Annotated in this window: 22 protein-coding genes; 11 read left to right on the top strand and 11 right to left on the bottom strand. The window is 61.8% G+C overall.

Annotated elements, in window-relative coordinates; genetic code table 11:
• Positions 1–199: 199 nt before the first annotated feature.
• From GJ699_RS16405 to GJ699_RS16390, 4 genes are all read left to right on the top strand, one after another.
• The gene (locus tag GJ699_RS16405) at positions 200–2,587 is read left to right on the top strand and encodes a TonB-dependent receptor (protein WP_154378122.1); all 2,388 of its coding nucleotides are present in this window, start codon (positions 200–202) and stop codon (positions 2,585–2,587) included.
• Between the two features lie 123 nt (positions 2,588–2,710).
• A complete protein-coding gene (locus tag GJ699_RS16400) occupies positions 2,711–4,411 on the top strand; it encodes a bifunctional metallophosphatase/5'-nucleotidase (RefSeq protein WP_154378120.1) in 1,701 nt (566 codons plus the stop codon).
• Positions 4,411–5,634 (top strand): phospholipase D-like domain-containing protein, encoded by a 1,224-nt coding sequence (locus GJ699_RS16395; RefSeq protein WP_154378601.1) that lies wholly within the window; start codon positions 4,411–4,413, stop codon positions 5,632–5,634. Before GJ699_RS16400 ends, GJ699_RS16395 begins: the two co-directional genes overlap by 1 nt.
• A complete protein-coding gene (locus GJ699_RS16390; protein ID WP_154378117.1) occupies positions 5,631–6,689 on the top strand; it encodes a S1/P1 nuclease in 1,059 nt (352 codons plus the stop codon). Before GJ699_RS16395 ends, GJ699_RS16390 begins: the two co-directional genes overlap by 4 nt.
• Here the strand turns inward: GJ699_RS16390 and GJ699_RS16385 are convergent, their stop codons facing one another.
• Complete coding sequence (locus GJ699_RS16385) at positions 6,690–7,559, bottom strand: transporter substrate-binding domain-containing protein (protein ID WP_229262127.1); 870 nt, start codon at positions 7,557–7,559, stop codon at positions 6,690–6,692.
• A gap of 95 nt (positions 7,560–7,654) precedes the next feature.
• The gene (locus GJ699_RS16380) at positions 7,655–8,299 is read right to left on the bottom strand and encodes a site-2 protease family protein (protein WP_195763565.1); all 645 of its coding nucleotides are present in this window, start codon (positions 8,297–8,299) and stop codon (positions 7,655–7,657) included.
• Positions 8,300–8,303: 4 nt separating this feature from the next.
• Between GJ699_RS16380 and GJ699_RS16375 the strand changes: the two genes are divergently transcribed.
• Positions 8,304–8,693, top strand: coding sequence for a c-type cytochrome (locus GJ699_RS16375; RefSeq protein ID WP_371867575.1), 390 nt, complete (start codon positions 8,304–8,306; stop codon positions 8,691–8,693).
• Here GJ699_RS16375 and GJ699_RS16370 read toward each other — a convergent pair.
• Complete coding sequence (locus tag GJ699_RS16370; protein ID WP_154378597.1) at positions 8,690–9,460, bottom strand: DeoR/GlpR family DNA-binding transcription regulator; 771 nt, start codon at positions 9,458–9,460, stop codon at positions 8,690–8,692. The two genes, GJ699_RS16375 and GJ699_RS16370, sit on opposite strands and share 4 nt — an antisense overlap.
• 69 nt (positions 9,461–9,529) lie before the next feature.
• On the opposite strand from GJ699_RS16370, the gene GJ699_RS16365 reads away from it, so the two are divergent.
• Positions 9,530–10,105 (top strand): NUDIX domain-containing protein, encoded by a 576-nt coding sequence (locus GJ699_RS16365; RefSeq protein ID WP_154378112.1) that lies wholly within the window; start codon positions 9,530–9,532, stop codon positions 10,103–10,105.
• 70 nt (positions 10,106–10,175) lie between these two features.
• On the top strand, positions 10,176–10,625 hold the full coding sequence (locus GJ699_RS16360) for a helix-turn-helix domain-containing protein (RefSeq protein WP_154378110.1): 450 nt from the start codon (positions 10,176–10,178) through the stop codon (positions 10,623–10,625).
• A gap of 39 nt (positions 10,626–10,664) precedes the next feature.
• Here GJ699_RS16360 and GJ699_RS16355 read toward each other — a convergent pair whose 3' ends face one another.
• The 5 genes from GJ699_RS16355 to tal form a co-directional block, all read right to left on the bottom strand.
• Positions 10,665–11,636: an ABC transporter permease gene (locus tag GJ699_RS16355; RefSeq protein WP_154378108.1), complete on the bottom strand. Its 972-nt coding sequence runs from the start codon at positions 11,634–11,636 to the stop codon at positions 10,665–10,667.
• 7 nt (positions 11,637–11,643) lie between these two features.
• On the bottom strand, positions 11,644–12,720 hold the full coding sequence (locus GJ699_RS16350) for an ABC transporter permease (RefSeq protein WP_195763564.1): 1,077 nt from the start codon (positions 12,718–12,720) through the stop codon (positions 11,644–11,646).
• On the bottom strand, positions 12,717–14,255 hold the full coding sequence (locus GJ699_RS16345) for an ABC transporter ATP-binding protein (protein WP_154378106.1): 1,539 nt from the start codon (positions 14,253–14,255) through the stop codon (positions 12,717–12,719). The genes GJ699_RS16350 and GJ699_RS16345 overlap by 4 nt, the downstream gene beginning before the upstream one ends.
• A gap of 76 nt (positions 14,256–14,331) precedes the next feature.
• Positions 14,332–15,327: a BMP family lipoprotein gene (locus GJ699_RS16340; RefSeq protein ID WP_154378104.1), complete on the bottom strand. Its 996-nt coding sequence runs from the start codon at positions 15,325–15,327 to the stop codon at positions 14,332–14,334.
• A gap of 88 nt (positions 15,328–15,415) precedes the next feature.
• Positions 15,416–16,489: a transaldolase gene (gene tal, locus GJ699_RS16335; RefSeq protein WP_154378102.1), complete on the bottom strand. Its 1,074-nt coding sequence runs from the start codon at positions 16,487–16,489 to the stop codon at positions 15,416–15,418.
• Between the two features lie 387 nt (positions 16,490–16,876).
• On the opposite strand from tal, the gene GJ699_RS16330 reads away from it, so the two are divergent.
• The 4 genes from GJ699_RS16330 to pcp are packed head-to-tail and all read left to right on the top strand — an operon-like array spanning position 16,877 to position 21,579.
• Positions 16,877–19,201, top strand: coding sequence for a TonB-dependent receptor (locus tag GJ699_RS16330; protein ID WP_154378100.1), 2,325 nt, complete (start codon positions 16,877–16,879; stop codon positions 19,199–19,201).
• Positions 19,202–19,248: 47 nt separating this feature from the next.
• On the top strand, positions 19,249–19,938 hold the full coding sequence (locus GJ699_RS16325; RefSeq protein ID WP_154378098.1) for a DUF969 domain-containing protein: 690 nt from the start codon (positions 19,249–19,251) through the stop codon (positions 19,936–19,938).
• On the top strand, positions 19,935–20,891 hold the full coding sequence (locus tag GJ699_RS16320; RefSeq protein WP_154378096.1) for a DUF979 domain-containing protein: 957 nt from the start codon (positions 19,935–19,937) through the stop codon (positions 20,889–20,891). The genes GJ699_RS16325 and GJ699_RS16320 overlap by 4 nt, the downstream gene beginning before the upstream one ends.
• A 37-nt stretch (positions 20,892–20,928) precedes the next feature.
• Positions 20,929–21,579, top strand: a complete 651-nt coding sequence (gene pcp / locus GJ699_RS16315; RefSeq protein WP_154378094.1) for a pyroglutamyl-peptidase I — start codon at positions 20,929–20,931, stop codon at positions 21,577–21,579.
• Here the strand turns inward: pcp and GJ699_RS16310 are convergent.
• The 3 genes from GJ699_RS16310 to GJ699_RS16300 are packed head-to-tail and all read right to left on the bottom strand — an operon-like array spanning position 21,576 to position 24,541.
• Positions 21,576–22,484: a LysR family transcriptional regulator gene (locus tag GJ699_RS16310; RefSeq protein WP_154378092.1), complete on the bottom strand. Its 909-nt coding sequence runs from the start codon at positions 22,482–22,484 to the stop codon at positions 21,576–21,578. The genes pcp and GJ699_RS16310 overlap by 4 nt on opposite strands.
• Positions 22,485–22,494: 10 nt before the next feature.
• Complete coding sequence (locus GJ699_RS16305; RefSeq protein WP_154378090.1) at positions 22,495–23,406, bottom strand: pseudouridine-5'-phosphate glycosidase; 912 nt, start codon at positions 23,404–23,406, stop codon at positions 22,495–22,497.
• Positions 23,407–23,410: 4 nt separating this feature from the next.
• Entirely contained in the window at positions 23,411–24,541 is a 1,131-nt protein-coding gene (locus tag GJ699_RS16300; protein ID WP_371867574.1) for a carbohydrate kinase, read from the bottom strand.
• Positions 24,542–24,572: the final 31 nt, after the last annotated feature.

Below are 24,572 nucleotides of genomic sequence, written 5' to 3'. Positions count from 1 at the left end.
CGCATAGTAAAAACGTATTTGTCGCGCTTATAGCGTCATGCAATAGTTATAGTCAGTTAGAGCAAATTGACAACTTTTATTGTCATACCAGTGTCATTTAGAGCAATTACACTCCTCATTTTGGTGCAGAGGTTTGTCGCTCTCGCCAGCAGATTTCGCTAGTTTCTAGTTTTCACAATAACACTCTAAGGGGTTTTTAATGCAATCCAAACAATCTCCGGTCTTGCGCATGAGCGTCATCGCCGTAGCGGCCCACCTGACTGCGCTGGCAGCCGGCGCGGCGTACGCGGACGATACCGTCACTCCAGGCAAGGCTGAGGTAGTCATCACCGGTAAAAAACTGGGTATGGGCCTGATGGTTACGGAAGACGCGCCAAAAGCACGCTCCACCATCACTGCGGAAGAGTTGGAAAAGCAGCGCCCAACCGGCAATGCGTATGAAGCACTGGAAATGCTGCCAGCAGTTAACAGCTACAACTACGACGCCACCGGCCTGTTCGGCGGCGGTCTGACCCTGCGCGGCTTTAACTCCGATCAGATCGGTTTCACCATCAACGGCGTGCCGGTCAATGACTCGGGCAGCTACTCGGTGTACCCACAAGAGTACGTCGACCAGGAAAACACCTGCCAGGAATACGTGACCCAAGGTTCGACCGACGTCGACTCGCCACAGGTTGGCGCCTCGGGCGGTAACATTGGCATCACCACCTGCGACCCTGAAGACAAGCAGCGCTTCCGCGCCATGCAGACCATCGGTCAGCTGAACATGAAGAAAACCTTCCTGCGCTACGACACCGGCCTGTTCGGTGACAGCCAGCGCCAGAAACTGTTCGTGTCGGCCTCGCACGCTGAAACCGACAAATGGAAGGGCCTGGGCCAGGGTCTGCGCGATCACATCGACGCCGGCTACAACTACACCTGGGATCGCTTCAACTACATCAAAGCGACCATTCTGTACAACGATGCCAACAACAACAACTTCCTGAGCGCGTCCAAGTCCGACTTTGCGAAGAATGGCTACTACTACGATTACTCGTCGACCTTCAACGGCCACCTGACCCCAGTGGCAGGCACCGCCCAGAAGGAAACCGCGAACAGCCCAGCCTACTACGCGCTGTCGAAGAACCCGTTCAAGAACGCGATCGCTTCGGCCACCGCCAAGTTCCGTCTGAACGACAATCTGGACATCAAGATCGTTCCTTACTACTGGTACGGCTTCGGCACCGGCGGCACGCAGCAGCGCGCGCTGGCTGAAAGCAGCAGCTTCCTGGATCCATCGACCGGCAAAGTCACCGCCTCGAAAGACCTGAACGGCGACGGCGACACCCTGGACACCGTGATCGTGGCTAACTCCTCGGTCACCAAGACCAACCGTCCTGGCGTGACCGCATCGGCGACCTACACCTACGGCGACCACACCATCCTGGCCGGCTTCTGGTTCGAACGCGCCAAGCACCGTCAAACCGGTCCTGCGGTTGGCGTCAACGCCGACGGCACCGCAGTGGACGACTACCTGCAAAACGGCCAGCTGCTGCGTTCCGACGGCTCGCCATTCGAGTCGCGTAACTGGCAAACCATTTCGACCGCGTACCAGGCATCGCTGCAAGATACCTTCACCACGCTGGATGACAAGCTGACCATCAACTTCGGTATCCGTACGCCTTACAGCAAGCGCGACTTCACCAACTACGCAACCGAAGCGTCGCCAGTGGCTTACACCTTCAAGCAGACCGACCACAAAGTGCTGCCGCAAGTGGGTGTTCGTTACCGCATCACCAACGACGACCAGTTGTTCGCCAGCGTGGCGCAGAACTTCAAGGCACCTGCCAACTTCACCTTCGCTCCAACCAGCGGCAACGTGACCGTGGTGAACGGCGTGGCACAGTACACCGTGCCAGTGAATCCAGAGACCTCGACCAATCTGGACATCGGCTACCGTCACCAGAGCAAGGCGATCGTCAGCTCGATCACCTTCTACAACGTGAACTTCAAGGACCGTCTGGCTACCGCCTACGATCCTAACACCGCGACCAGCGTAGTGGCCAACGTGGGTAAAGTCACCAACCAGGGTGTGGAACTGGAACTGGGTAACACCCCGATCAACGGCTGGGCAGCTTACGTTTCGTACGGCTACAGCAAGTCGGAAATCAAGAGCAAGTTCCTGGCCAACGTGGCGACCGTCAACGGCGTGAAAACCTCGTACTACCTGGACACCGTGGGTAAAGAGTACCCGCTGACCCCACGTCAGAAAGCAGCACTGAGCCTGGAATACAGCGATGGTCCGTTCTACGCTCGTGTGAAAGCCCGTGCCACCAGCAAGCAGCAGTCGACTCTGATGAACGACGAGCAAACCGCTGGCTACACCACCTACGGCTTCGACGCTGGCTACACCTTCCCGAACCAGGGCTGGCTGAAACGTCCGAAGGTCTCGCTGAACATGAGCAACCTGACCAACAAACAGTACCTGAACCCAGCTTCGCAAACCGTGGTCAACGCGCTGGCTTACACCGGCGTCACCGCGAAGACTGTGTCGTACTACGCTGCTGCTCCTCGCTTCACGTCGGTCACCTTCTCGGCTGACTTCTAAGTCACCTGGAACTGCGGCCGGTCATGGCTGGCCGCAGCGACAAAGCGAAACAATTCAACGGGCCTTCGGGCCCGTTTTTTCGTGTACGCTAACTGCTTTGCTCCGCAAGCGCTTCATCTCTCTATGCATATCCCACACACTCTTTCCACCTCGCTGCTGCTGGCCTTTGGCGTTACGCTGGCCGGCTGCGCGAGCAAGCCGCCGGCGCTGCCGGCCGGCGTCACCGAAGTTCAGCTGGTGGCCGTCAATGACTTCCACGGTAATCTCGAAGCCAGCAAGTACACGCTGGACAGCGCGGCCGGCGGCGGCGAGCGCGTGATCACGGCCGGCGGTATCGACACGCTGGGCGCGGCGCTGCAGGCGTGGCGCAAGCAGGACCCGGAACTGCTGCTGGTGGGTGCCGGCGATTTGGTCGGCGCCAGCCCGGCCATCTCCTCGATGTGGGCCGACGAACCGACCATCGGCGCCATGAATCTGCTCGGCCTGCGCGCGACCTCGGTCGGCAATCACGAATTCGACCAGGGCCGGATTGAGCTGCTGCGTCAGCAGACCGGCGGCTGCAAGTCGCCGCGTGCTGACAAAGCCTGCAAATTCGACGGTAGTTATCAGGGCGCGCAGTTCCAGTACCTGGCCGCCAATGTGATCGACATGACGACCCGCAAACCGGTGCTGCCGGCGTACAAAATCGAAACCGCGCATGGCGTGAAGATCGCCTTCATCGGCACCGTGCTGAAAGAAACCGCCGAGGCATCGCTGGCCTCGGGCATCGCTGGCCTGGAATTCGTCGACGAGGCGGACGCCATCAACCGCCAACTGCCGGAACTGCGCAAGCAGGGCGTGGGCGTGTTCGTGGTGTTGATTCACCAGGGCGGCCGCACCACCGATAAATTCGACCAGCAGGATTGCGCCCATCTCGAAGGTCCGATCGTGGACGTGGTCAAGCGCCTCGACCCGGCGATCCGGCTGGTGATTTCCGGCCATTCGCACCAGGGTTATCTGTGCAAGGTGGATGGCCGTTTGGTGACGCAGTCCGATATGGGTGGCCACCTGCTGGGCCGTATCAAGCTGACGGTGGATACCAACACCAATAGCGTGCGTGATGTCAGCGCCAAACAGGAAGTCATGGTGCCCGGCACCTGGCCCGCCGATCCGGCGCTGGACGCGTATCTGAAAAAAGCGCGCGCGCGCAGCGAAGCCGCGCTGGCGCAACCGGTCGCCACCATCGCGGTGCCGAGCGTGAAGCGCGACAAGGATCACAAACGCGAATCCGCGCTGGGTGATCTGGTCGCCGATTCGATGTTGTACGCCGGCCGTCCTTACGGCGCGCAGATCGCGCTGCAAAATCCGGGCGGCATTCGCCAGGATCTGGAAACCAGCGCCGGCAACCGCGTGACGCTGGGCCAGGCGATGGCGGTGCTGCCGTTTGGGAACGCGCTGGTGGTGATGAATCTGCGCGGCGCGCAGATCGTCGAACTGCTGGAGCAGCAATGGCTGGACAACCGTGACAGCAAACGCGGCCTGCTGCAGGTATCGGAAGGCTTCAGCTATGAGTACGATGCGATGCAACCGGAAGGCAGCCGCGTGGTGCCGGGCAGCGTCAAGCTGAATGGCGTGCCGTTGGACCCGAACGGCTCGTACCGCGTGATGACCAATAACTTCCTGGCCGAAGGTGGTGACGGCTTCCCCGGCTTCACCAAGGGCAGCAATCGCGCGCCGACTGGCATTCGCGATCTCGACGCTTTCACCGAGTATCTGGCGAAGCGCGAACAGGATTTGAAGCCCGCCGGCGCCGCTGCGGCGCAGGCACGCTATAAGGAGAAATGATGCGTCGTATTTTGTTATCCGCACTGGTGGCGGCCAGCGTGCTGGCCGCGCCGGCCCGCGCCGAATTTTCGATTCCCGGCTATGAGCTGGTGCAGACCGCGCCGGTCGAAACCACGCTGCACAGCGACGATCTGCGCAATCCGGCGCAGGTCTGGAGCGAATTGTTCGATCACGCCAAAAACGAAATCGTCATCGGCCAGTTTTACGTGGTCATCAAGCCGGGCAGCGTGTTCGACAAAGTGGTTGAGCATCTGGAGGCTGCCGGCAAGCGCGGCGTCAAGATCCGCTTCCTGCTGGACCAGAAGGGCGTGGGCCTGTCGGAAAAACCGAGCATCGAACGCCTGAAGGCGATTCCGAATCTGGAACTGCGCATCATCGATTTCAACAAGCTGACCGGCAACGGCATCATCCACGCCAAGTATCTGGTGGTGGATGGCCAGACCGCCTATGTCGGCAGCCAGAACTTCGACTGGCGCTCGTTTGAGCACATTCACGAAACCGGCTTGCGCATCACCGATCCGAAAGTGGTGGGGCAGGTGCAAGCCATCTTCAACCAGGACTGGGCCGCGCAGGCGCTGACTTCGCAAGGCCAGGTGGCGCCGGTGCTGAACGTGCGCAGCGCGCTGCCGGACATCCATCAGGATACATTCCTGCTGGCCAGCCCGAATCAGTACAACCCGGCCGGTGTGGGCAATTCCGAGGCCGGCTTGCCGGAGCTGCTGGCGGAAGCGAAGAGCGAAGTGCGTATCCAGCTGCTGGACTACGCGCCGCTCAGCTACGGCCCGAAAGGCACGCGCCCTTACTACGCGGTGATCGACAATGCGGTGCGCTCGGCCGCCAACCGTGGCGTTAAGATCAAGCTGATGGTCTCCAACTGGAATCTGGAGCAGCCGGCGCAGGCGTATCTGAAATCGCTGGCGGTTCTGCCCAACGTCGAGATCCGCGTGGTGACGCTGCCGGTGGTGTCGACCGGCTTCATTCCGTTCGCGCGCGTCATCCACAGCAAGACCATGGTGATCGACAATCAGATCGCCTGGGTTGGCACCAGCAACTGGAGCGGCGGCTATATGGACTTGTCGCGCAATCTGGAAGTGGTGATGCGCAACGAGAAAATGGCGCAGCGCCTGGCCGCGCTGCATGAGCAGGCCTGGTCGTCGTCGTACGCGCAAGCGCTCGACATCAATAAACAATATCCGAAGCCAGCGAAAGGCAGCCCTGAATGAAAAAGCTCGCATGCATACTGGCGCTGAGCAGCGCCTTCGTTTCCTTCAATGCTCACGCCTGGGGCAATGATGGCCACCGCGCGGTGGGCGCGATTGCCGATCAGCTGATCAAGGGCAGCAACGCCGAGAAGCAGGTGCAGGCTTTGCTGCTGCCGGGCGAAAGCCTGGAGAAGATCGCCAGCTGGGCCGACTGCGTGAAGGGCACTTACTGCGGTCCGCAAACGGAGGAGATGGTGGCTTACACCACCGCCAATCCGAAACACAGCGAGTACCACTACACCGATGTGCCGTATCAGTTGTCGCATTATGAGGACCATGGCGTTGGCACCACCGATCACGACATCGTGCAGACCGCGAAGCAGTGCATCGCCGTGTTGCAGGGCAAGGCGGATGCCGCCAGCAATCCGCATCACTTCACGCCGCGCCAGGCGCTGCTGATTCTGACGCACCTGACCGGCGACATCGCGCAGCCGCTGCACGTGGGCGAGGGCTATGTCGCCAAGAGCGGCGGCTTCATGGTGCCGACCCAGAAGCAGCTGGACGACAAGGAAGCCTTTGCCACGCAGGGCGGCAACAACCTGCAACTGGATGACGCCAAGCTGACGGCCAACAGCACGCAGCTGATTCCGGCCGCGCCGGCCGACGACAAGCCGACCACCGCCACGCCGGCCAAGGCGCCGACCACGCGTGCCTTCCACTCGTACTGGGATACCACGGTGGTCAACTACGCGTTCCGCCGCATCGGCGCACGCACGCCGGCGCAGTTTGCGCAGATGGTGATTGCCGACGCTCCGGTGGTGGCGCCCAACAGCGGCGATCCGGTGACCTGGCCGTATCAGTGGGCCGATCAGACGCTGGTGGTGGCCAAGCTGGCCTATACCGATGTGGTGCCGGGCGCGATGGCGCAGCAGACCAGCAAGAGCGGTGAGGTTTACAACGTGTGGCCGCTGGCGATTCCGGACAACTATCCGGTGCAGTCGTCGGCCGAGGCCAAGGCGCAGCTGATCCAGGGAGGTTATCACCTGGCGGCGGTGCTCAAGGCGATCTGGCCGTAATCACTTTCCGGTCAGGGGATTGAACCAGAGTTCGCTGCGCGACAGCGGCGTCTCTGGCGTCAGGTGCGGATTGGTCAGGTGCAGGATGTGGCGGCCGACCAGCGCGCTGGCCTTGATACGCTCGCCTTTGTAGCGCAGGAACAGGACGTTGAGCGAGCCATCCTTGATCATCATCTCCATGCCGTCGGTGATGCGCTGCGCCAGCAGCTTGCCCTCGGCGTCGCGGCGCGTGAAGAAGTACAGCGGCAGCGGATATTGCAGCAGCACGGTCGGTTCGATCAGCATGTTTGGATAGGCGGCCGTGCGCTCTTTGAATTCGCGCTGTGCTTCATCGATCGCGCGTGAAAAGAAATCGAAGCGACCGGCGTTCAGCATGGCGAACAGGCCGGAATAATTGGTGCCCTCGACCACCTTGAAACCGGCGTGGCGCAGGATCGAAACATCGGTCCAGTCCTTGCCCTGTCCGACGCTCATTGCGCGCAAATCGTTCAGCGTGCGGACGGCCGCAAAGCGCGGCAGCTTATCGCGCCGGACCAGGAAAATGCGATAGCCCAGCAAGCCCTTGTCGATCGGCAGACGCACCGGCACAAACTGCTGTTCCAGTTCCGGCGAGGTGGCGCGGGCGAACACGTTGATGCGGCCACCCGGCGTCATCAACTCCTGCACCACGCGCGGCGTCGACATCGGATAGGACGACTGCTGCATCTCATACGGGCCGTAGCGCGGCGTGGTCTTGTCCAGCGCCATGCGCAGCACCGCCCAGTCATACTCATAACGGCTGTCGACATCGCCGGTGGTGGTCAGCGGATACACCACCCGCATCGCCGCCGCTCCGGCGCTGCCGGCCAGGCACAGGGCGGCCAACAGCAAACAGCGCGTCAGGGATACTCGGGGTGATTGGAAACGTATCATGTCGGGAGTGTGCCACGCAGTCCACCGCCCCGCAAGCTTCGAGGGGTATCTGCCTATGCCAGCAGGAAGACGATCAGCGCGAGGCACCAGCCAAGGAGTAGTGCGACATACACGAGAGTGAGCGCTCTGGTGGCGGCGTCGGGCCACCATTTGGCAGCGCCGATGCGGATGCCGATGATGCGCAGTGCGGCGCCGCCATTCATGCCGGGCAGGGGGAGCAGATTGAGGGCTGCAAGTTTGGCGCAGACGGTGCCGGCGAGAATACCGTGTGGTGCTAAACGCATGAATGCCAGGCTGCTATTGATCAGCGCTGGAGCGCGCTCAAATGGTGAGATGACGCCGCTGAAAAGTTGTTGAGGAAGACAGAGAAAGGCATGCAGGCCATCGGCGCCGGCTAGTACCAGTCCCAGAGCAAACAGGACAACGCATCCGGAGAGCGCCACAACCAATTGTTCGAGCGTAGTCCTGCCATCCAAGGCTGTATTCATTTCGCCTGGCGGTACGATGTCCTGCGTTGAATCGCGAAATCGTACATAGCCTCCGGTGGGGATGGCACTGAGCCGGAAGCGGCCCAGAGTCAGAATGGCGGGGCCGACTCCCAGTGAAAATACGTGTAGCTTCACGCCGATCATTTTCCCCATCAGGGCAATCGCCGCCAGGTGGATGAATACTGCGGAGACTAGAATCAGCAAGGGCATAGGCATGTGGGGTAACATCGTTCGCATGAGATCATATCTTTTATTTGTGCTTCTGGCGATCTGCCAAGCGGCACCTGCGGCCGCTCTGGTGGGCGATCCGAAAAACGGCGCATTCCTTTTTCTGCGCTGCGCTTCGTGTCATGCGGTGGGCAAGTATGCCAGTGCGGGCTATGGGCCGCAGCTGAACGGCATCATCGGCCGGCGCGCGGCGTCGACCAAGGATTTCAAGTATTCGGAGGCGATGAAGAAGTCCGGCCTCACCTGGGATGAGAAAACGCTGATGGCTTTTTTGCGCGCGCCGCATGACGTGGTGCCCGGTACCAGCATGCGCTTCTTGGGTGTCAAGAGCGAGCAGCAATTGGCTGACCTGCTGTCCTACATGCGGGCCTTCTAGCCTGCGCTGTGCAGCGCGATGCCCAGCTCGCGGTAGGGCGCCAGCAGCTTTGCTGGCGCGTCGCGGTGGACCACGATGGCGCTTACCTGCGACATCGGTACGATCTGATACGGCGCCGCGCTGTCCAGCTTTTCCGGTGACGCCAGCACCACCGTGCGCCGCGCCATCGCGCTGATGGCGCGCTTGATGCCCGCTTCGTCGTAATCGCCGGTGCTGACGCCGGCCTGCGGGTGCAGGCTGCACACGCCCATGAAGTAGATGTCGGTGTGGATCTGCGCGATCGCCTCCAGTGCCGCCGGCCCCATCGCAACGATGGAATGCTTGAACAGGCGGCCGCCGATCAGCACCACTTCGATCAGCGGATGCGCCACCAGCTCCACCGCCACCGAAGGGCTGTGCGTCACCACCGTGCAGCGCAATGTCAGCGGCAGCGCGCGCGCCAGCTGCACGGCGGTGGTGCCGCCATCGATGAATACCACTTGGCCGTCTTCGATCATGGCCGCCGCCGCGCGCGCGATGGCTGGCTTGGCGTCGCTGGAAATCTGCTGGCGCGCGGCGAAGTCGCCCAGCGCCGGCGATGGCGGCAGATCGAGCGGCAGCGCGCCGCCGTGCACCCGTTGCAGCAAGCCCTCGGCGGCCAGTTCGCGCAGATCGCGGCGGATAGTGTCTTCGGACAGGCCCAGCTCCTCGCTGAGCGAGCGGGCCACGATCTGCCCTTCCTGTTTCAGGCGGGTGAGCAGCAGTTCCTTGCGTTGGCGTGTCAGCATATGCATGAATTTTCTTGATGTTGCACGATATTGCATGATATCGTAAAAATACGCAACCAGGAGAATCTCATGCCCGAAGACCGGATCCGCATTCACAAGGTAGAAACCCTGTCGCACGACTGGTTCCTGCTTCAGAAAACCACCTTCGACTACCGCCGCAGCGACGGCAGCTGGCAGCGCCAGACGCGCGAAACCTACGATCGTGGTCACGGCGCCACCATCCTGCTGTACAACCGCGCGCAACGCACGGTGGTGCTGGTGCGGCAGTTCCGCTTTCCGACCTACGGCAACGGCCATGACGGCTTCCTGATCGAAGCGGCGGCGGGCTTGCTGGACCAGGCCAGCCCGGAGGAGCGCATCAAGGCAGAAGTGGAAGAGGAAACCGGCTACCGCGTGGGCGAAGTGCGCAAGGTGTTCGAAGCATTCATGAGTCCCGGTTCGGTGACGGAACGGCTGTACTTCTTCGTGGCCGAATACGATCCGGCGTCACGCCCGAGTCAGGGCGGCGGCATTGCGGAGGAGGGGGAGGATATCGAAGTACTGGAACTGCCGATGGAACAAGCGCTGAACATGATCGCCACCGGCGACATCGCCGATGGCAAGACCATCATGCTGCTGCAGTACGCGGCGCTGCATTTAACCTGACCGCTGTCTTTTGCGTGCGCTCAATCGGCAAAATGGACTAAAGTCGGTTTCGCAGCGGGAGGATTAAGCCATGAATAACTTTGCGGACGACGTAAAGACGCTTGATATTGATGATCTGACAGCGGCATGGATGAGGTTGGAGTTGGTTAGCGGATTGCGGCCGCTGAGAGCCGATGCTGATCATCTGCATGCCTTGCAACTGGTGGAGGCAATTTGGAGCGTGGTAGGCGAGGACGCAGCCCATCCGCTGTCGAGCTTGTTCGACCTCTTGGTAGACATGATCAGTGAATATGAAAAAACGCACTTTGCTATCGGGCAAGACCGAAGCGAGCCGCATGAAATGTTGGCGTTTATGATGGAGCAGGGCGAACGCACTGCCGCAGACTTGGCGGGAATTATTGATAGCTCTCGATTGGCTGCGGTACTCGCAGGCAATCAAAAGATTGACGCTACCTTGGCGCGGAAACTGGCTGAATATTTTCGCGTGAAGCCGCAGCTGTTTCTGTCGTTGGCGAAGTAGCGACAGCAGGCTCTGGGCCTGCTGTCATGGAACAAAGAATCAGCGCGATTTGACGAACGGCGTGCCGAGTGCTTTTGGCGCCACCGACTTGGCCATCAGGCCGGCCAGCACGATCACGGTCAGCACGTAAGGGATCATCTGGATCAGCGCGCCCGGCAGGCGGCCGACCACCGGCAGTTCCACGCCTTCGATCTGGATTTGCACCGCGCCGAAGAAGCCGAACATCAGGCAACCGAGGAAGGTGTACAGCGGACGCCAGTTACCGAACACCATGGCGGTCAGCGCCAGGTAGCCGGCGCCGGCCGACATGTCGCGCAGGAAGAAGCCGCTCTGCACGATCGCCAGGTAGGCGCCCGACAGCGAGCACAGTGCGCCGGCGATCAGCATGGCGAAGTAGCGTTGACGTTCGACGCTGACACCGGCGGCGTCGGCGGCGTGCGGGTTCTCGCCACAGGCGCGCAGGCGCAGGCCGAAGCGGCTGTGATACACGATCCAGTGCACCAGCGGCACCAGCAGGAAGGCGACGTACACCAGCACCGAATGGCCGCCGATCAGGTGCGCGTAGAACCAGCCGAGGAAGGGGATGTTTTCCACCGCTGCGGAACCGGGCAGCACCACGTCGAACAGCCGCGCCGAGCCCAGGTCCGGGGTGCGGCCGCCCTGCTGGAAGATGTATTGCGCCACCACGAAGGTCAGGCCGCTCATGGCGATGTTGATGGCGATGCCGGCCACCAGTTGGTTGCCCTTCTGGGTGATCGCGACGTAAGCCTGCAGTGACGCCAGCAGCACCGACGCCAGCATGCCGGCCATTACGCCGTACCATGGGTTCTGGGTGGTGAAGGCCACCGCCGCCGACACAAACGCCGAGGCCAGGATCTTGCCTTCCAGGCCGATGTCAATCACGCCCGAACGTTCCGCGAACAGGCCGGCCATGCCGGCGAAAATCAGCACCGGCGCGTTGCGCACGGTGGATACCAGGATACTGCCGATATGGAGATCGTCAAAAGTCATATCGTCCTCACTTCTTCAATTTCAGCATTTTGGCGATGGCCGGGCCGTACATATTCTCCATCGCACCGCAGAACAGGATGATCACGCCCTGCACCAGAATCACCATCTCCGGAGGGATGTTCTGCTTTTCCAGCGACAGATCGAAACCGCCCTGGGTCAGTGCGCCAAACAGCACGGCGGACAGGAAGATGCCAATCGGGTTCTGACGGCCCATCAGCGCAATCGCGATGCCGATGAAGCCCGCGCCGCCGACGAAGTTCAGCGACAGGTAATGGGTCGAACCCATGATCGAATTGACCGAACCGAGACCGGCCAGTGCGCCCGAGATCAGCATGACGACGATGATCATCTTGCTGATGCGGATGCCGGCGTAATGCGCCGCATGCTGGTTCAAGCCGGTGGCGCGCAGCTTGTAGCCCCAGGCCGACCTCGACACCACCACGCCGTAAATCACCAGCGCGATAATCGCCAGGAAGAAGCTGATGTTCAGCGGCGTCTCGCCCAGCACCGGGAACCACTGGTTCAGGCGTGGCATTTCGGCGGCGGCGGCAAAGGCGCGGCTGGCCGGATTCTGCTCGCCGTCCGGGATCATGTATTTAACGATCACGAAGTTCATCAACTGCGAGGCGATGAAGTTGAACATGATGGTGGTTACCACCACGTGGCTGCCGCGCTTCGCCTGCAGATAGCCGGGCAGGAAGGACCACAGCGCGCCAAACACCGCCGCGCCGGCGATCCCCAGCGGGATCAGCACGATGGCCGGCAGCGAGCTGTCAAACGCCAGCATGGCCCAGGTCAAACCCAGACCGCCGACATACATCTGGCCTTCGGCGCCGATGTTGAACAAGCCGGCCTGCATGGCGATCGACACCGCCAGCCCGGTAAAGATGAAGGTCGACGCGTAGAACAGCGTGTAGCTCAAGCCTTCCGGATTGACCACGGCGCTGTTGACCAGAATGGCCAGCGATTCGGTCGGGCTCTCGCCCAGCAGGTGGATCACCAGTGCCGTCACCAATAGCGCGGACAGCAGATTCAGGACGGGCATTACAAAGCCGGTTGCCCAGCGTGGCAGGTCTTTATTCATGATTTATGCATGCCTCCCATCAGCAGGCCGATGCGAGTGGTGTCGAATTCTTCAATTTTCAGTTCGCCGGTGATGCGGCCGCCGCACATGACCAGAATGCGGTCCGCCAGCGCGCGTACTTCTTCCAGTTCCACCGAGACCAGCAGGATCGCCACGCCTTCATCGCGCAGCTTGAGCAACTGGGTGTGGATGCTTTCGATGGTGCCGATGTCCACGCCGCGCGTCGGCTGGCCGACCAGCATCAGCTTGGGCTGCGCCAGCACTTCGCGCGCGATCACCACCTTTTGCTGATTGCCGCCCGAGAGCAGGCCGATACGCAGGTCGTGGTTGTTGGGGCGGACGTCGAAGTTCTTCATCAGGTCCGCGCAGCGCGCGGCGATGGCCTTGAAGTCGAGCAGACCCCAGCGATTTTTCAGCTTGTCCTGATAACCGAAGATGGTGTTGTGCATCACCGAGAAGGCTTTGATCACGCCATCGCGCAGACGATCTTCCGGCACGTGGCCGATGCCCAGCTCACGGAACTTGCGCGGCAGGCCGTCGGCATCCGAGCGGCCGCGGGTTGACAGACCGGGGAGGGCTTTGCCGAGGAAATCCAGCTTGCCGGAAGTCGGCAGGCGCATGCCCGACAGGATCTCCATCAATTCGCTCTGGCCATTGCCGGAGACGCCGGCAACCGCCACGATCTCGCCGGCGCGCAGCGTGAAGCCGATATCGGCCAGCAGCTTGACGCCCTGGTCGTCCAGCAGTTGCAGGTTCTCGACCTGCAGCACCGGCGCGCCCGGATTGTAGGGCGCGCGCGGCAGGTTGTTTTCAATCGGACGACCGACCATCATATTGGCCAGATCTTCCTTGGTGGTGCCGGCGGTCGGCACCGCGCCCACCACGCGGCCGGCGCGCATCACCGTCACGGTGTCGGTGATGTCGAGAATTTCCTGCAGCTTGTGGGTGATCAGGATGATGGTCTTGCCCTGTTCCTTGAACAGGCGCAGGATCTCGAACAGCGACGCGGTCTCCTGCGCGGTCAGCACGGCGGTCGGCTCGTCCAGGATCAGGATATTGGCACTGCGGTAGATCTGCTTGAGGATCTCGACCCGCTGCTGCGCCCCCACCGACAAATCGTGGATGGTGGCCAGCGGATCGACGTCCAGCTGGTAGCGCGTGCAAATTTCGCGCAACTCCTGTTCGACGCGCGCGCGCTTGGGCTTGAGCTTGAAACCGCCCTCGCTGCCCAGCATCACGTTATCCAGCACGGTCATGTTCTCGACCAGCATGAAGTGCTGGTGCACCATGCCGATGCCGAGCGCAATCGCCTCCTGGCTGTTGTGGATGCGACGCGCCTGGCCATCGAGCAGGATCTCCCCGCCGTCGGCGCGGTAGTATCCATACAGGATGCTCATCAGGGTCGATTTGCCGGCGCCGTTCTCGCCCACCAGGCCATGGATCGAGCCCTTGGCGATGGCGAAGTTGACGTCCGTGTTCGCCTTTACAGCTCCAAAGTGCTTGGAGATGCCGCGAAATTCTACTGCTGGCTGCATAGGATCGTTTTTAAATTAAGTAAAACGCGCCGCGCGGAGAATGACTCCGGCGGCGCGCTCAATGTTCAAACAGATTTTAGACCGGGCAGGCGGCGCCCGAACGGATATCGATGACCTTAACCTTGCCGTCGATGATGTCCTTGCGCGCACCCGTCACACGCTTCTCGATTTCCGGCGTGATCAGCTTGCGGTTGTTCTCGTCCAGCGCCCAATCGACGCCGCCTTCTTTCAGACCCTTGGCGGTGACGCCGGCCTTCCAGGTGCCATTCTTCATTTGCATGAAGGAGTCGTACACGGCGTTGTCGACGCGCTTGACCATCGAGGTCAGGATCGTGCCCGGGTACAGGTGGTTCTGGTTGGAGTCGACGCCGATCGCCAGCTTGCCTTTTTCCTTGGCAGTTTGCAGCGTGCCCAGACCCGAACCGCCGGCCACGGCAAACACCACATCAACGCCACGGTCGAATTGCGAACGGGCCAGCTCACCGCCCTTGGCCGGGTTATTCCACGAATCGGAGGTGGTGCCCACCATATTGGAGGTGACGTCGACCTTCGGATTCACGGCCTTGGCGCCCTGGGCATAGCCGCAGGAGAAGGTACGGATCAGCGGGATGTCGACGCCGCCGATGAAGCCCAGCTTCTTCGACTTGGAGGCCATGGCCGCGGCCACGCCGACCAGGTAGGAACCTTCTTCTTCCTTGAAGGTGATGGAGTTGACGTTGGCGCCTTGCGCCACGCCGTCGATCAGCACGAAGTGGACTTTCGGGAATTCCTTGGCGACCTTCTGCACCGCCGCCTGCTGGGCGAAGCCGATCGAAGCGATCAGGTCGAGGTTCTTGCGGGCGAGGCCGCGCAGCACCTGTTCAGCCTGGGTATCGCTGGAGGCCTGGACCTCGATGAAATTGATGTTGGTGTCTTTTTTGAAGCGCGATGCGCCTTCGAAAGCGGATTGATTGAACGACTTATCGAACTTGCCGCCTGCGTCATACACGATGCCCAGCTTAGGGTCAGCCGCGGACGCGCTGGCAGCGACAAACAGTGCTGCAACCGTCAAACTAAGTTGTGAAAGTTTCATGAATAGGCTCCTGGAAGATCCGTATTGTATATTTTTATTGGCCGAAACATATAATTCCCGGCCGTTTAATTCCTCTAAATCCCTGATTTCACTCGGTAAGTGCTAGCAACTTGCTAAAAGCTTGCTCGAATTGCAGCAGCCCCGCCGCCAGCAATTGCTCACCGATAGTTTCCAAATCAATACCGCGATGCGCCAGCTGCGCCAGCAGCGCGCGCTCGCCTTCCACCTGCCGCGTTAACGTGGTTTCAGCCACGCCGTGTGCGCGGAACGCGGCCAGCGTGGCGTCCGGCACTGTGTTGATGGTGTCGGCGCCGATCAAGCCTTCCACATAACGCACGTCGCGCTCGGCCGCGGTCTTGGTCGCGGTGCTGGCCCACAGCAGCCACTGCGGCGTGGCGCCAAAGGCGGCGAACACGCCGAAGCCGCTGTCCTGCTGCCAGTCGGCGTAGGCGATGCGGGCAGCGGCCATGGCCGCCTGGCCGCGCAGCGGGTCGCCGTCCGGCAGCAGCGCATCGACCGCGACGTCGATGCGGCTGATGAACACGCTGGCCACGCTGGCGATGCGTTGTACCGATAATTTGTCTTGCAAGCGGCGTGCCAGCCCGCGACGGTGGGCGGCGCGCACGGCCTGAATCTGGCTGGCGGCAAAGATCAGCGTCATGTTGACGTTGATGCCGGCGTAAATGACTTGCTCCAGCGCGGCGATGCCGGCCGTCGTGGCCGGAATCTTGATCATGAGGTTGGGGCGGGCGATCAGCGTCCACAGTCGTTTGGCCTCGGCCACGGTGGCGTCGGCGTCATGCGCCAGACGCGGCGACACTTCAAAACTGACGAAGCCGGCGCGGCCATCGCTGTCGCGGTACAGCGGCGCGAACAGGTCGCAGGCGCGCTGCACGTCGGGAATCACCAGCGCTTCAAAGCGCGCTTCCGGCGTGGCGTGGGCGGTGCGCAGCAGCGGCAGCGCGGCCTGGTAGGCCGGATCGTGCTGGATGGCTTGATAGAAGATGGCGGGATTCGAGGTCAGCCCTTGCACGCCGTCTTCGGCGATCAGTTCGGCCAGGCGGCCGGAGGCGAGCAGGTCGCGGCTCAGGTTGTCGAGCCAGATTTGTTGTCCCAGCCTGCCAACTGCCTGCAGGCGGCTGTGTTCGAGCATGTTGTTCATCTACCGTCCAAGAATGTATGTCGCACTGCAACAACAGCGTCCGCCGAATTAAATATTTTTATATTGTTGCTTTTTTGTCCGTTTGGAAAAAATCACGCGTCCATGCGGCTTGCCGGGCTACCCCGATTTCATAGAGCAAGCGTTCGCTTAGCCCCATCCGCAGGGAGTCCAATACTATGCATCAGTGCCGATATGTAGGACAAATTCGTTTTTACTTAGTGATTTATTCAAAATAGATATGAATCAATTCCGCCAAAAGTGCTCTTTCCTGCAATTTTTTCCGTGCTAGCATGATTGGTAATTTGTATATCGATATGCGCTCCACGTTCAGTTTCGATACAGATTCAATAATAAATATCCACTACACAATCAAGGGAGCAGGACAAAATGAGCAAACAAGGTTTCGCAGTGCGATCGTTGATCGCCCTGGCCGTCGCCAGCGCTTTTCCGCTGCACGCGGCCCTGGCCACCGAAGCTGAGGCCAACGCCCAGCCGGCAGCCGCTGAGGGACAGGACGCCCCGGCCGCCGCCAGCAAAGACCAGCTGGAAACAGTGATCGTGACGGCCCAGCGCCGCGCTGAAAACATCAAGGACGTGCCGATGTCCATCGCCACGCTCAAGGGCGACAAGCTGGACGTGCTGACCTCCGGCGCCGCCGACATCCGCTTCCTGGCCGGCCGCTCGCCGTCGGTCAACGTCGAATCCGACTATGGCCGCACCTTCCCGCGCTTCTACATTCGCGGCCTGGGCAATACCGACTTCGACCTCAACGCCTCGCAGCCGGTCGGCTACGTGATGGACGACGTGGTGCAGGAAAACGCCATGCTGAAGGGTTTCCCGGTGTTCGACGTGGAGCAGGTCGAGGTGCTGCGCGGCCCGCAGGGCACGCTGTTTGGCCGTAACTCGCCGGCCGGCGTCATCAAGTTCGACTCGGCCAAGCCGGTGTTCAAGACCGAAGGCTATCTGCAACTCGGCGTGGGTAACTTCGGCGCCAAGAATGCCGAAGGCGTGTTCAACATCCCGGTCAGCGACACTGTGGCGCTGCGCTTCTCCGGCACCACCCAGCATCGCGACGATCGCGTGCACAACACCAATCCGACCGCCGGCAAGGGCACCCAGGACTTCGAAGGCTATGGCGACAACGCCTTCCGCCTGCAAGCACTGGTGCAGCCGAGCAAGGACTTCAGCGCGCTGTTCAACTACCACGAGCGCGACTATCACGGCACCGCCACGCTGTTCCGCGCCAACATCATCAAGAAGGGCACCAACGACCTGGTGGATGGCTTCGACTACGGTTCTTATCCTAGCGACGGCATCAACTATCAGCGCCTGGAAACCAAGGGCGGCAGCGTGCGCCTGAAGTACAACCTGAACGACATCACGCTGAACTCGATCACCGGTTACGAGAAGCTGGAGTTCTACAGCCGCGCCGACGTCGACGGCGGCTATGGCGCGGTATACGCGCCGCCGTACGGCCCCGGCTACATCCCGTTCGCGGTCGAGACCGAAGACCAACTGCCGAACCACAAGCAGTTCAGTCAGGAGTTCCGTGCCGAGTCCAACTACAGCGGTCCGCTGCAGTGGATTGGCGGCCTGTTCTTCTTTGACGAGAACATCCAGATCAACTCGGTTGCCTACAACACCTTCAGCGTCGGCAACGTGCTGAGCCCGGCGTATGCGGTGCAGTATCAGAAAAACAAATCGTGGGCGGCGTTCGGCACCCTGAACTACGCGGTTACCGAGCAATTCAAGCTGCGCGGCGGCCTGCGCTACACCAACGACAAGAAGGACTTCTCGGCCTCGCGTATCGACTACCCAACCGGTTCGACCACGCTGACCACGGTGACCCACGACCTGCACAGCAATTCCAACAACCTGAGCTGGGATCTGAGCGGCACCTATGAACTGGACAAGAACACCAATCTGTTCGCCCGCGTCGCCACCGGTTACCGCGCGCCGTCAATGCAGGGCCGCCTGAGTGCCCTGACCGACGTGCCGTCGCAAGCCAACGCCGAGAAAGCGCTGTCGGGTGAGTTCGGCGTCAAGCAGGATCTGTTCGACAAGCGCGCGCGCCTGAGCGCGTCGGTGTTCAAATACCGCGTCAAGGACAAGCAGCTGACCGCCGGCAGCGGCAGCGTCAATATGAACCAGCTGATCAACGCCGAGAAGGTCATTGGCCAGGGTGTGGAGCTGGATCTGCAGGCTAACCTGGGCTATGGCTTCAGCAGCACCTTCGGCTACAGCTACAACGATACCGAGATCAAGGACCCGAACCTGTTCGTGCAGTATTGCGGCAACGTGAGTAACAACGCGTCCAGCGGTTGCACCCCGACCAACAAGGCAGGTCCGTTCGCGGGCACTTCCAGCATCAACGGCAACCCGCTGCCGCGCGCGCCGAAGACGCAGGCCAACTTCACGCTGAAGTACAGCACCGAAGTCGGCAACGGCGAGTTCTACGCTTACACCGACTGGACCTACCGCAGCAGCTACAACTTCTTCCTGTACGAAGCGCCGGAGTACAAGGCCAAGCCGCTGACCGAAGGTGGCGTGCGCCTGGGTTACAAATGGGGCGACGGCAAGTATGAAGTGGCTGCGTTTGGCCGCAACATCACCGACAAGCAGGTCATCATCGGCGCCATCGACTTTGACAACCTGACCGGCATGCTGAATGAGCCGCGTACCTGGGGTGCTTCGTTCAAGATGAGCTTCTAAGGTTACAATCCCCGCGCCCTGCGGGGATTTTTCTTTGGGAGCCGGATTTGAATCACACAGTCGTTAATTTGTGGCCGCTGCTTGGGGTGGCGGTCATTGTCGCCGGCTTCGCGCTGCGCGCCCATCCGGTGCTGGTGGTGATCGCCGCCTGCATCGTCACCGGCCTCACCGCCGCCATGCCGATCGACCAGCTGCTGGCCACGCTGGGCACGGCCTTCATCAAGACCCGCAACCTGCCGATGATCTTGCTGTTGCCGATCGCCGCCATCGGCCTGCTGGAGCGGCACGGCCTGAAAGAACACGCGCAGGCGTCGATCGCGCGCATCCGCTCGGCCACCACCGGCCGGTTGCTGATCGTCTACCTGGCCATCCGCGAATTGGCGGCCGCGTTCGGCCTGACCAGCATCGGCGGCCATCCCAATATGGTGCGGCCGCTGATCGCGCCGATGGCGGAGGGCGCCGCCGAGGTGCGCTATCCCAATATCACGCAGGACATGCGTTACCGCATCCGCGCCATGGCGGCCGCCACCGATAATGTCGGCCTGTTCTTTGGCGAGGATATTTTCGTCGCCTTCGGCGCCATCGTGCTGATGCAAACCATTCTGCGCGGCGAGGGAGTGGAAGTCGATCCGTTGCACATGGCGTTGTGGGGCATCCCGACCGCCATCTGCGCTTTCGTGATTCACGCCTGGCGCCTGCGCCGCCTCGACCTGGCGATCGCCCGGAGCGCCGCATGATCGTCACGCTGGATTTCTTCTTTTACGTGCTGGGCGCGATGCTGCTGGCGGTGGCGTGGATGGCGTTGCGCGATCCGCACAATCCCAAGCGCTATAGCAGCGCGCTGTTCTGGGCGCTGTATGCGCTGATCTACTTGGCTGGCGATTATCTGCCGCCGGTGCTGGCCGGCGTGCTGATGGCGGTGATGGCGCTGATCGCCGGCTTCGGCGGCGTCACGCTGGGCCGCTACGGCGAGCGCACGGCGGATCAACGCCGCGACAGCGCGCAGCGGCTGGGCCACAAGCTGCTGATTCCGGCGCTGCTGATTCCCATCACCACCGTCATCGGTTCCACATTGTTCAAGGACGTCAAATGGGACGGCCTGTTCCTGCTCGATCCGAAAAACCTGACCCTGGTCAGCCTCGGCTGCGGCTCGCTGTTCGCGGTTACCACCGCCTGCTGGCTGACGCGCTCGACGCCGGCCCAGGCGATGCGCGAATCGCGCCGCCTGATCGACCATCTGGGCTGGGCGGTGGTGTTGCCGCACATGCTGGCCGTGCTGGGTCTGTTGTTCACCGAGGCAGGCATGGGCAAGGCGGTGGCGCACGTGGTCACCTCTTACATCAACATGGACGTGCGGCTGGTGGCGGTGGCGGTCTACTGCGTCGGCATGGCGCTGTTCACCATCATCATGGGGAATGGCTTTGCCGCCTTTCCGGTGATGGCGGGCGGGGTCGGCATTCCAGTGCTGGTCGGCGTCTACCATGCCAACCCGGCGGTGATGGCGGCGATCGGCATGTTCAGCGCTTACTGCGGCACGCTGATGACGCCGATGGCGGCCAACTTCAACATCGTGCCGGCCGCGCTGCTGGAACTGCCGGACAAGAACGCGGTGGTAAAAATGCAAGTGCCGACCGCGTTGCCATTATTGTTAGCAAATATTGCGCTCCTTTATTTTTTGATGAATCTGTGAGACGCTTTCGGGTCTGAGCATCACCGGAGCAGGCGAGATGAAAAAGATAATATTGTTAACGGGCTTTGAGCCGTTCAACAAGGAGACCATCAATCCCTCGTGGGAAGCAGTGCGTCAGCTGGACGGTTGGCACGAAGGCGAATTCGTGGTCCATGTGCGGCAGCTGCCGTGTGTATTTGGTCACGCGCTGAAAGTGGTCCACCGTGCGGTGGAAGAACTGCAGCCCAGCATTGTGATCGCGGTTGGCCAGGCTGGCGGCCGGGTTGATATTTCAGTCGAGCGCGTGGCCATCAACGTTGATGACGCGCCGATTCCGGACAACCAGCAACGCGTGCTGGTGGATCAAGCTATCGTCAATGGCGGCCCGGCCGCTTACTTCTCCACTTTGCCGATCAAGGCCATTGTGCACGAGCTGCGCGAGGCGGGCCTGCCGGCGTCGGTGTCGCAGACCGCCGGCACGTTTGTTTGCAACCATGTGTTCTATGGTCTGATGCATTCGGCGCACGAGTGGGGTACCACCATGCGCGCCGGCTTCATTCATATTCCCTATCTGCCGCAACAGGCGGCGCAGCATCCGGGCGCGGCCAGCATGAAACTGGAAGACGTGGTCGAAGGCTTGCGTATCGCGGTCCGCACCACGCTCGCGCACACGGTCGATATGCGCGAGGCGGGCGGACTGACGCACTAATCTGCGCGCGCCGGCGGGTTCAGGATGTTGAGGAAAGCCCGCACCACCGGCGCGTCATCCTGCGTGGTGTAGGTGATGTACAGATTGGCCGACGGCGGGTTGGTGCGGATCGGTACGAACACCACGCCCGGCCAGCCGATGCGGCTGGTGGTTTCCGGCATCAGCGCCACGCCCAATCCGGCGCCGACCATGGCCAGCAAGGTTTGCGGCTCGGAGGCTTCCTGGAAAATGGTCGGCTGGAAGCCGGCGTTGACGCAGCATTGCAGCAGGTAGCGCGGGAAGGGCGACTTGTCGAGCGCCAGTGTCAGCATCGGTTCGTCGGCGATGTCCATCAATTCGATGGCTTCCTGCTTGGCCAGCGGGTGATGCTCGTTGATGGCCACGCACACGTCCTCGCGGAAGCACAGTTCCTGACGCAGATTATCGTTCTTTAAATCGTCCTCGTTGAGGCGCGGCTCGCGCCAGAAACCAACGTCAACCTGCTTGGCGCGCAGCGCTTCGTATTGCAGTGTCGGCCCCAGTTCGTGCAGGGTCCAGGTCACGCGCGGGAACTTGGTCTGGAACTCCTCCAGCAGGCTGGGAATCGGCCCCCACATGGCGGAACCGACGATGCCGACGCGCAGCCGGCCGACCTCACCGCGATCGATCTGGCGGATGGTGTCGATGGTCATGCGCATCTTGGCCAGCAGGTCGGTTGCCTCGTTCATCAGCGCCTTGCCGGCCACCGTCAGTTCGAAGGTGCGGGTGGTGCGGGCGAACAGTTTGACCCCCAGTTCGCTCTCCAGCTTCATGATCTGCTGGCTCAGTGGTGGCTGCGAGATGTGCAGGCGTTCGGCCGCGCGGCTGAAGCTTTTTTCTTCGGCCACGGCCAGGAAGTACTTCAGTTGTTTGAGGTCGATGGACATGGTGGTGTTGTCAGCTGTGCAGCAGGGCCACCGCCAGCGCGGCGCCGCAGCGGGCGTTGTTTTTCACCAGCGCGATATTGGTGGCCAGGCTGCGGCCCTCGGTCAGCGCCTTGATGCGCGCCAGCAGGAACGGCGTGACGTTCTTGCCGGTGACGCCTTGCTGCTCGGCCTCCGCCAGCGCCTGTTCGGTGATGCGGTCGATTTCTTCCTTCGGCATGGCCTCGGCGGCCGGCACCGGATTGCTGACCACGATGCCGCCTTTCAGGCCCAGCGTCCACTTGGTGTGAATGAAGGCGGCTTGCTCGGCCGGCGTGTCCAGCTGGAAGTCGGCGTTGAAGCCACTTTCGCGCGTGAAGAACGCCGGGAAGCCGCGCTGGCCGACGCTGACCACTGGCACGCCATGCGTCTCCAGGTATTCCAGCGTCAGGCCGATATCCAGAATCGATTTGACGCCGGCGCACACCACCGCCACCGAGGTGTGCGCCAGTTCCTGCAGGTCGGCCGAGATGTCGAAGCTGGTTTCGGCGCCGCGATGCACGCCGCCGATGCCGCCGGTGACGAACACCTGGATGCCGGCCAGCTCGGCGCAGATCATGGTGGCGGCCACGGTGGTCGCGCCTAGTTTGTTCTGTGCCAGAACAAACGGCAGGTCGCGGCGGCTGACCTTGATGGCGTCGCCGGCGGTGCCCAGCAGCTCCAGCTGTTCATCCGACAGGCCGATGCAGATTTTGCCGCCGATGATGGCGATGGTGGCCGGCACGGCGCCGCCATCACGGATGATCTGTTCCACTTCACGCGCCATCTGCACGTTTTGCGGATACGGCATGCCGTGCGAAATAATGGTCGATTCCAGCGCGACGATGGGTTTGCCGGCGGCACGGGCGGCGGCCACTTCCGGCGAGAACAGCAGGTATTGGTGCATGGTTTTATCCTTTACTTGGGAAGAGTGGGGCGCTCAAGTCAAAATCGTGTATTTCGTCGAGCACGTCGGCGGCCAGTACTGGCGACACGGTCTCGGGGCTTTCCAGCGTCATCGCCGCGACCTTCAGGCCACGGCGGCAGGCCAGCGTCAGATCGCCGCTGCCTTGATACAGTGACCAGCACACGGCGGCGGAAAACGCATCGCCGGCGCCGGTGACGTCGACCACGTCCACCTGATGCGCGGCCAGCCACACCAGTTCGCTGTCGCGGGTGTGGTAGACGCCCTGGCTGCCGCAGGTGACGATGACATCCTGCACGCCCTGTTCGCGCAGCGCGTGGCAGGCGGCGCGCACGTCGGCCTCGGTGGGCAGGGCGCGGCCGGCGCGGGTTTCCAGTTCGCCGCGATTCAGGATCAGCAGGCGCAGGCCGCGCAGGTCTTGCGGCAGGCGCGCCATCTTCGGCTGCGATACCGCCACGATCACCAGCGGCACGTTGTCGTGACGCGCGCTGTCCAGCAGCGCGGCGATGCTGTCGGCCGGCAGGTTGAGGTCGACCACGGTCATGGCGGCGGCCGCGCGCTGCGGCAGGCGGCTGGTCAGGAAGTCGGGCGTGATGCGGTCGTACAGCGCCATATCGGCCAGCGCCACCACCAGTTCGCCCTTGTCGTCGAGGATGGCGGTGTAGGTGCCGGTGGCGGCGTCCTGCAGCTTGAGGCTGCCCCGGGTGTCGATGCCGGCGGCTTCCGCGTGATCTTGCAGATTGCGGCCGGCGCCGTCATCGCCCAGCGCGGTCAGCAGCGCGACCGGCAGGCTCAGCCGGGCCAGGTTTTCGGCGATATTGCGTGCCACGCCGCCATAGACTTCCTCGGCGGTGGCCGGATTGGAGGTGCCCAGTTGCATCGAGGCAATGGTGCGCAGCTTGCGGTCGAGGTTGGCAGCGCCTATACAGACTACAGGGCGCTTGTCCGGCAGCACGTAGGCGCGGCCGAGCAGGCGGCGTTCGCGGATCAGGCTGGCAATATGACCGGCCACGGCGGAGCGCGACAGGCGCAGCTCTACCGCCAGGTCTTGCTGGGAGATAAAGGGGTTGGCACGGATCAGCTGGTAGAGCTGGTCCTTTTTGGAGGAATCGGACACGGTAGTGGCCTCGTTAAACAATTGTCCTTAA

The sequence above is a fragment of the Duganella guangzhouensis genome, from assembly GCF_009674535.1.
Lineage (GTDB): Bacteria > Pseudomonadota > Gammaproteobacteria > Burkholderiales > Burkholderiaceae_D > Rugamonas > Rugamonas guangzhouensis.
The sequence above is the reverse complement of the archived record's forward strand: the minus strand, read 5'-3'. Positions and strand labels throughout refer to the sequence as shown.

Coding starts and splice junctions, on each gene's coding strand:
- tal (WP_154378102.1), bottom strand. CDS start 16,489: ATGAACAACATGCTCGAACACAGCCGCCTGCAGGCAGTTGGCAGGCTG.
- GJ699_RS16365 (WP_154378112.1), top strand. CDS start 9,530: ATGCCCGAAGACCGGATCCGCATTCACAAGGTAGAAACCCTGTCGCAC.
- GJ699_RS16320 (WP_154378096.1), top strand. CDS start 19,935: ATGATCGTCACGCTGGATTTCTTCTTTTACGTGCTGGGCGCGATGCTG.
- GJ699_RS16345 (WP_154378106.1), bottom strand. CDS start 14,255: ATGCAGCCAGCAGTAGAATTTCGCGGCATCTCCAAGCACTTTGGAGCT.
- GJ699_RS16390 (WP_154378117.1), top strand. CDS start 5,631: ATGAAAAAGCTCGCATGCATACTGGCGCTGAGCAGCGCCTTCGTTTCC.
- GJ699_RS16305 (WP_154378090.1), bottom strand. CDS start 23,406: ATGCACCAATACCTGCTGTTCTCGCCGGAAGTGGCCGCCGCCCGTGCC.
- GJ699_RS16355 (WP_154378108.1), bottom strand. CDS start 11,636: ATGACTTTTGACGATCTCCATATCGGCAGTATCCTGGTATCCACCGTG.
- GJ699_RS16330 (WP_154378100.1), top strand. CDS start 16,877: ATGAGCAAACAAGGTTTCGCAGTGCGATCGTTGATCGCCCTGGCCGTC.
- GJ699_RS16310 (WP_154378092.1), bottom strand. CDS start 22,484: ATGTCCATCGACCTCAAACAACTGAAGTACTTCCTGGCCGTGGCCGAA.
- GJ699_RS16375 (WP_371867575.1), top strand. CDS start 8,304: ATGTGGGGTAACATCGTTCGCATGAGATCATATCTTTTATTTGTGCTT.
- GJ699_RS16350 (WP_195763564.1), bottom strand. CDS start 12,720: ATGAATAAAGACCTGCCACGCTGGGCAACCGGCTTTGTAATGCCCGTC.
- GJ699_RS16340 (WP_154378104.1), bottom strand. CDS start 15,327: ATGAAACTTTCACAACTTAGTTTGACGGTTGCAGCACTGTTTGTCGCT.
- GJ699_RS16405 (WP_154378122.1), top strand. CDS start 200: ATGCAATCCAAACAATCTCCGGTCTTGCGCATGAGCGTCATCGCCGTA.
- GJ699_RS16400 (WP_154378120.1), top strand. CDS start 2,711: ATGCATATCCCACACACTCTTTCCACCTCGCTGCTGCTGGCCTTTGGC.
- pcp (WP_154378094.1), top strand. CDS start 20,929: ATGAAAAAGATAATATTGTTAACGGGCTTTGAGCCGTTCAACAAGGAG.
- GJ699_RS16380 (WP_195763565.1), bottom strand. CDS start 8,299: ATGCCCTTGCTGATTCTAGTCTCCGCAGTATTCATCCACCTGGCGGCG.
- GJ699_RS16395 (WP_154378601.1), top strand. CDS start 4,411: ATGCGTCGTATTTTGTTATCCGCACTGGTGGCGGCCAGCGTGCTGGCC.
- GJ699_RS16370 (WP_154378597.1), bottom strand. CDS start 9,460: ATGCTGACACGCCAACGCAAGGAACTGCTGCTCACCCGCCTGAAACAG.
- GJ699_RS16360 (WP_154378110.1), top strand. CDS start 10,176: ATGAATAACTTTGCGGACGACGTAAAGACGCTTGATATTGATGATCTG.